Source organism: Marinobacter sp. CHS3-4, assembly GCF_030053415.1.
GTDB lineage: Bacteria > Pseudomonadota > Gammaproteobacteria > Pseudomonadales > Oleiphilaceae > Marinobacter.
The window spans coordinates 1-5,416 of sequence record NZ_JASGBJ010000006.1 but is presented as its reverse complement, the minus strand read 5'-3'; the positions used below and the strand labels follow the sequence as shown (position 1 = coordinate 5,416).

Annotated in this window: 2 tRNA genes and 3 rRNA genes; all 5 read right to left on the bottom strand. The window is 53.2% G+C overall.

Annotation, left to right across the window (positions count from 1 at the left end):
* Positions 1-11 precede the first annotated feature (11 nt).
* A 5S ribosomal RNA gene (gene rrf / locus QLQ17_RS17120) occupies positions 12-127 on the bottom strand.
* Between the two features lie 91 nt (positions 128-218).
* Positions 219-3,113: ribosomal RNA gene (locus tag QLQ17_RS17115) — 23S ribosomal RNA — on the bottom strand.
* A 254-nt stretch (positions 3,114-3,367) separates the two neighbouring features.
* Positions 3,368-3,443, bottom strand: a tRNA-Ala gene (locus QLQ17_RS17110).
* Between the two features lie 127 nt (positions 3,444-3,570).
* Positions 3,571-3,647 (bottom strand) — tRNA-Ile (locus QLQ17_RS17105).
* Between the two features lie 88 nt (positions 3,648-3,735).
* A 16S ribosomal RNA gene (locus QLQ17_RS17100) occupies positions 3,736-5,275 on the bottom strand.
* Together the 16S, 23S and 5S rRNA genes with 2 tRNA genes alongside form the textbook arrangement of a ribosomal RNA operon.
* Positions 5,276-5,416 lie beyond the last annotated feature (141 nt).

Below are 5,416 nucleotides of genomic sequence, written 5' to 3'. Positions count from 1 at the left end.
GGGTATTAGGAGCCTGACGATGACCTACTCTCACATGGGCAGAAGCCACACTACCATCGGCGCTGGTCTGTTTCACTGCTGAGTTCGGGATGGGATCAGGTGGTTCCAGACCGCTATGGTCGTCAGGCAAAACGGTTGATCACTGGGGGACGAGAAGGAACGTGATGTTGATTTCATGCGTCATCCACTGTTGGGATCGCAATTGTTTTGGGTGTTATATAGTCAAGCCGCACGAGCAATTAGTATCGGTTAGCTCAACGCCTCGCAGCGCTTACACACCCGACCTATCAACGTCCTGGTCTTGAACGGCTCTTCAGGGACCTCAAGGGTCCAGGGAGATCTCATCTTGGAAGGGGCTTCCCGCTTAGATGCTTTCAGCGGTTATCCTATCCGAACATAGCTACCGGGCAATGCGTCTGGCGACACAACCCGAACACCAGCGGTTCGTCCACTCCGGTCCTCTCGTACTAGGAGCAGCTTTCCTCAAATCTCCAACGTCCACGGCAGATAGGGACCGAACTGTCTCACGACGTTCTAAACCCAGCTCGCGTACCACTTTAAATGGCGAACAGCCATACCCTTGGGACCGGCTTCAGCCCCAGGATGTGATGAGCCGACATCGAGGTGCCAAACACCGCCGTCGATGTGAACTCTTGGGCGGTATCAGCCTGTTATCCCCGGAGTACCTTTTATCCGTTGAGCGATGGCCCTTCCATACAGAACCACCGGATCACTATGACCTACTTTCGTACCTGCTCGACGTGTCTGTCTCGCAGTTAAGCGGGCTTGTGCCATTACACTAACCGCATGATGTCCGACCATGCTTAGCCCACCTTTGTGCTCCTCCGTTACGCTTTGGGAGGAGACCGCCCCAGTCAAACTACCCACCACACAGTGTCCTTAACCCCGATAAGGGGTCGAAGTTAGAACCTCAAACAGGTCAGGCTGGTATTTCAAGGTTGGCTCCACCACCACTGGCGTGATGGTTTCAAAGCCTCCCAGCTATCCTACACAAACATGCTCAAAGTTCACTGTGAAGCTATAGTAAAGGTTCACGGGGTCTTTCCGTCTAGCCGCGGATACACCGCATCTTCACGGCGATTTCAATTTCACTGAGTCTCGGGTAGAGACAGCGCCCCCATCGTTACGCCATTCGTGCAGGTCGGAACTTACCCGACAAGGAATTTCGCTACCTTAGGACCGTTATAGTTACGGCCGCCGTTTACCGGGGCTTCGATCAAGAGCTTCGCGCAAGCGCTAACCCCATCAATTAACCTTCCGGCACCGGGCAGGCGTCACACCGTATACGTCCACTTTCGTGTTTGCACAGTGCTGTGTTTTTAATAAACAGTCGCAGGGGCCTGGTATCTTCGACTGGCCTCAGCTCCACCCGCAGGGGTATCACTTACTACCAGCGTGCCTTCTCCCGAAGTTACGGCACCATTTTGCCTAGTTCCTTTACCCGAGTTCTCTCAAGCGCCTTGGTATTCTCTACCTGACCACCTGTGTCGGTTTGGGGTACGGTCTCGAATAGCCTGAAGCTTAGAAGATTTTCCTGGAAGCAGGGCATCAATGACTTCCAACCCGTAAAAGGGTCGTCGTCGTCGCGTCTCGGCATTATGGGACCGGATTTGCCTAATCCCACTGCCTACTCGCTTAAACCGGGACAACCGTCGCCCGGCTCACCTAGCCTTCTCCGTCTCTCCATCGCAGCTATCCAAGGTACGGGAATATTAACCCGTTTCCCATCGACTACACCTTTCGGTCTCGCCTTAGGGGCCGACTCACCCTGCGCCGATTAGCGTTGCGCAGGAACCCTTGGTCTTCCGGCGTGCGGGTTTTTCACCCGCATTGTCGTTACTCATGTCAGCATTCGCACTTCTGATACCTCCAGCATGCTTCTCAACACACCTTCACAGGCTTACAGAACGCTCCCCTACCCCGCATACAGAGTATGCAGCCGCAGCTTCGGTAACCAGTTTGAGCCCCGTTACATCTTCCGCGCAGGCCGACTCGACTAGTGAGCTATTACGCTTTCTTTAAAGGATGGCTGCTTCTAAGCCAACCTCCTAGCTGTCTGAGCCTTCCCACATCGTTTCCCACTTAACTGGTATTTGGGGACCTTAGCTGGCGGTCTGGGTTGTTTCCCTCTTCACGATGGACGTTAGCACCCACCGTGTGTCTCCCGGATAGTACTCACAGGTATTCGGAGTTTGCATCGGGTTGGTAAGTCGGGATGACCCCCTAGCCGAAACAGTGCTCTACCCCCTGTGGTATTCGTCCGAGGCGCTACCTAAATAGCTTTCGGGGAGAACCAGCTATCTCCGGGCTTGATTAGCCTTTCACTCCGATCCACAAGTCATCCCCTGGCTTTTCAACGACAGTGGGTTCGGTCCTCCAGTTGATGTTACTCAACCTTCAACCTGCTCATGGATAGATCGCCCGGTTTCGGGTCTATGCCCAGCGACTGATTCGCCCTATTCAGACTCGGTTTCCCTACGGCTCCCCTAAACGGTTAACCTCGCCACTGAACATAAGTCGCTGACCCATTATACAAAAGGTACGCCGTCACGGAACAAGTCCGCTCCGACTGCTTGTACGCATACGGTTTCAGGATCTATTTCACTCCCCTCACAGGGGTTCTTTTCGCCTTTCCCTCACGGTACTGGTTCACTATCGGTCAGTCAGGAGTATTTAGCCTTGGAGGATGGTCCCCCCATGTTCAGACAGGATATCACGTGTCCCGTCCTACTCGATTTCACTGAACTCAGGTTTCGGATACGGGGCTATCACCCACTATGGCGGACCTTTCCAGATCCTTCTCCTACCAGTTGTTCAGCTTAAGGGCTGGTCCCCGTTCGCTCGCCGCTACTGAGGGAATCTCGGTTGATTTCTTTTCCTTCGGGTACTTAGATGTTTCAGTTCCCCGAGTTCGCCCCGTACGGCTATGTATTCACCGCACGGTACCGACCCGAAAGTCGGTGGGTTTCCCCATTCAGAGATCTCCGGATCAAAGGTTGTTTGCCACCTCCCCGAAGCTTATCGCAGGCTTCCACGTCTTTCATCGCCTCTGACTGCCAAGGCATCCACCGTATGCGCTTAATTGCTTGACTATATAACCCCAAAACAACTGAGGTTACACACAATCAACGACAACACCGGATAACGCTTGAAATCGCTATCACTTGAATCATTCCTCTCGGAGATAATGAGAGAAATAAATTCGTGTTCTTTCTCGTCCAATTTGTTAAAGAGCAAATCTGACCCAGTGATCAGAAAGAAGAACTTCATCCAACAACATCCGTCATTGATGAAACGCTTGTTTCTGCACACTGCTAACTCGCGTTAGTCAGTAAATAAGGGTTTTTGGTGGAGCCAGGCGGGATCGAACCGCCGACCTCCTGCGTGCAAGGCAGGCGCTCTCCCAGCTGAGCTATGGCCCCTCGATAAACCACCCAAGACCAAGCAATGCTCGGACTCTCAGGCTAAAGAATCTGACTGATCAAGGCATGAAAGTGCGCCGCATAGCCTGCTATGCAAGTGCTTTCATAACGCCGAGCAGTGAAATTCTGGTGGGTCTGGGTGGATTTGAACCACCGACCTCACCCTTATCAGGGGTGCGCTCTAACCAACTGAGCTACAGACCCGAAAGTGCGGGCCTGCAAGACCCTTTGCTCTCTTCTTAAGCCAACCAAGTAATTCGTGTGGACTCTGACCGAAGCATTCGGCTTCGTTTAAGGAGGTGATCCAGCCGCAGGTTCCCCTACGGCTACCTTGTTACGACTTCACCCCAGTCATGAACCACACCGTGGTGATCGTCCTCCCGAAGGTTAGACTAACCACTTCTGGTGCAATCCACTCCCATGGTGTGACGGGCGGTGTGTACAAGGCCCGGGAACGTATTCACCGCGACATTCTGATTCGCGATTACTAGCGATTCCGACTTCACGGAGTCGAGTTGCAGACTCCGATCCGGACTACGATGCGTTTTGTGAGATTGGCTCCCCCTCGCGGGTTTGCGGCCCTCTGTGCGCACCATTGTAGCACGTGTGTAGCCCTGGCCGTAAGGGCCATGATGACCTGACGTCATCCCCACCTTCCTCCGGTTTGTCACCGGCAGTCTCCCTAGAGTTCTCAACCGAATTGCTAGCAACTAAGGATAGGGGTTGCGCTCGTTACGGGACTTAACCCAACATCTCACGACACGAGCTGACGACGGCCATGCAGCACCTGTGTCAGAGTTCCCGAAGGCACCAATCCATCTCTGGAAAGTTCTCTGCATGTCAAGGCCAGGTAAGGTTCTTCGCGTTGCGTCGAATTAAACCACATGCTCCACCGCTTGTGCGGGCCCCCGTCAATTCATTTGAGTTTTAACCTTGCGGCCGTACTCCCCAGGCGGTCTACTTAGTGCGTTAGCTGCGCCACTAAGACTTCAAGAGTCCCAACGGCTAGTAGACATCGTTTACAGCGTGGACTACCAGGGTATCTAATCCTGTTTGCTCCCCACGCTTTCGCACCTCAGTGTCAGTATTGGTCCAGAGTGCCGCCTTCGCCACTGGTGTTCCTTCCTATATCTACGCATTTCACCGCTACACAGGAAATTCCACACTCCTCTACCATACTCTAGCCTGACAGTTCGAAATGCCGTTCCCAGGTTAAGCCCGGGGCTTTCACATCTCGCTTATCAAACCACCTACGCGCGCTTTACGCCCAGTAATTCCGATTAACGCTTGCACCCTCCGTATTACCGCGGCTGCTGGCACGGAGTTAGCCGGTGCTTCTTCTGTGAGTAACGTCAAGGCCAGCCAGTATTAATGACTGAATTTTCCTCCTCACTGAAAGTGCTTTACAACCCGAAAGCCTTCTTCACACACGCGGCATGGCTGGATCAGGGTTGCCCCCATTGTCCAATATTCCCCACTGCTGCCTCCCGTAGGAGTTCGGGCCGTGTCTCAGTCCCGATGTGGCTGATCATCCTCTCAGACCAGCTACGGATCGTCGCCTTGGTAGGCTCTTACCCCACCAACTAGCTAATCCGACATAGGCACATCCAATAGCGCAAGGTCCGAAGATCCCCTGCTTTCCCCCGGAGGGCGTACGCGGTATTAATCCGGGTTTCCCCGGGCTATCCCCCACTACTGGGCAGTTTCCTATGCATTACTCACCCGTCCGCCGCTCGTCAGCATCTAGCAAGCTAGATCTGTTACCGCTCGACTTGCATGTGTTAAGCCTGCCGCCAGCGTTCAATCTGAGCCATGATCAAACTCTTCAGTTTAAATCATACAAGAATCCGAAGATTCTCTATTCTTGCTCAAGACAAAACTCAATTTCGACGAGTCACTGTCCTGATATTTCGTATCCGAAATACCTCGGCCAGCGCCCACACGAATTACTTGGTTAACTTTTTAAAGAGCAG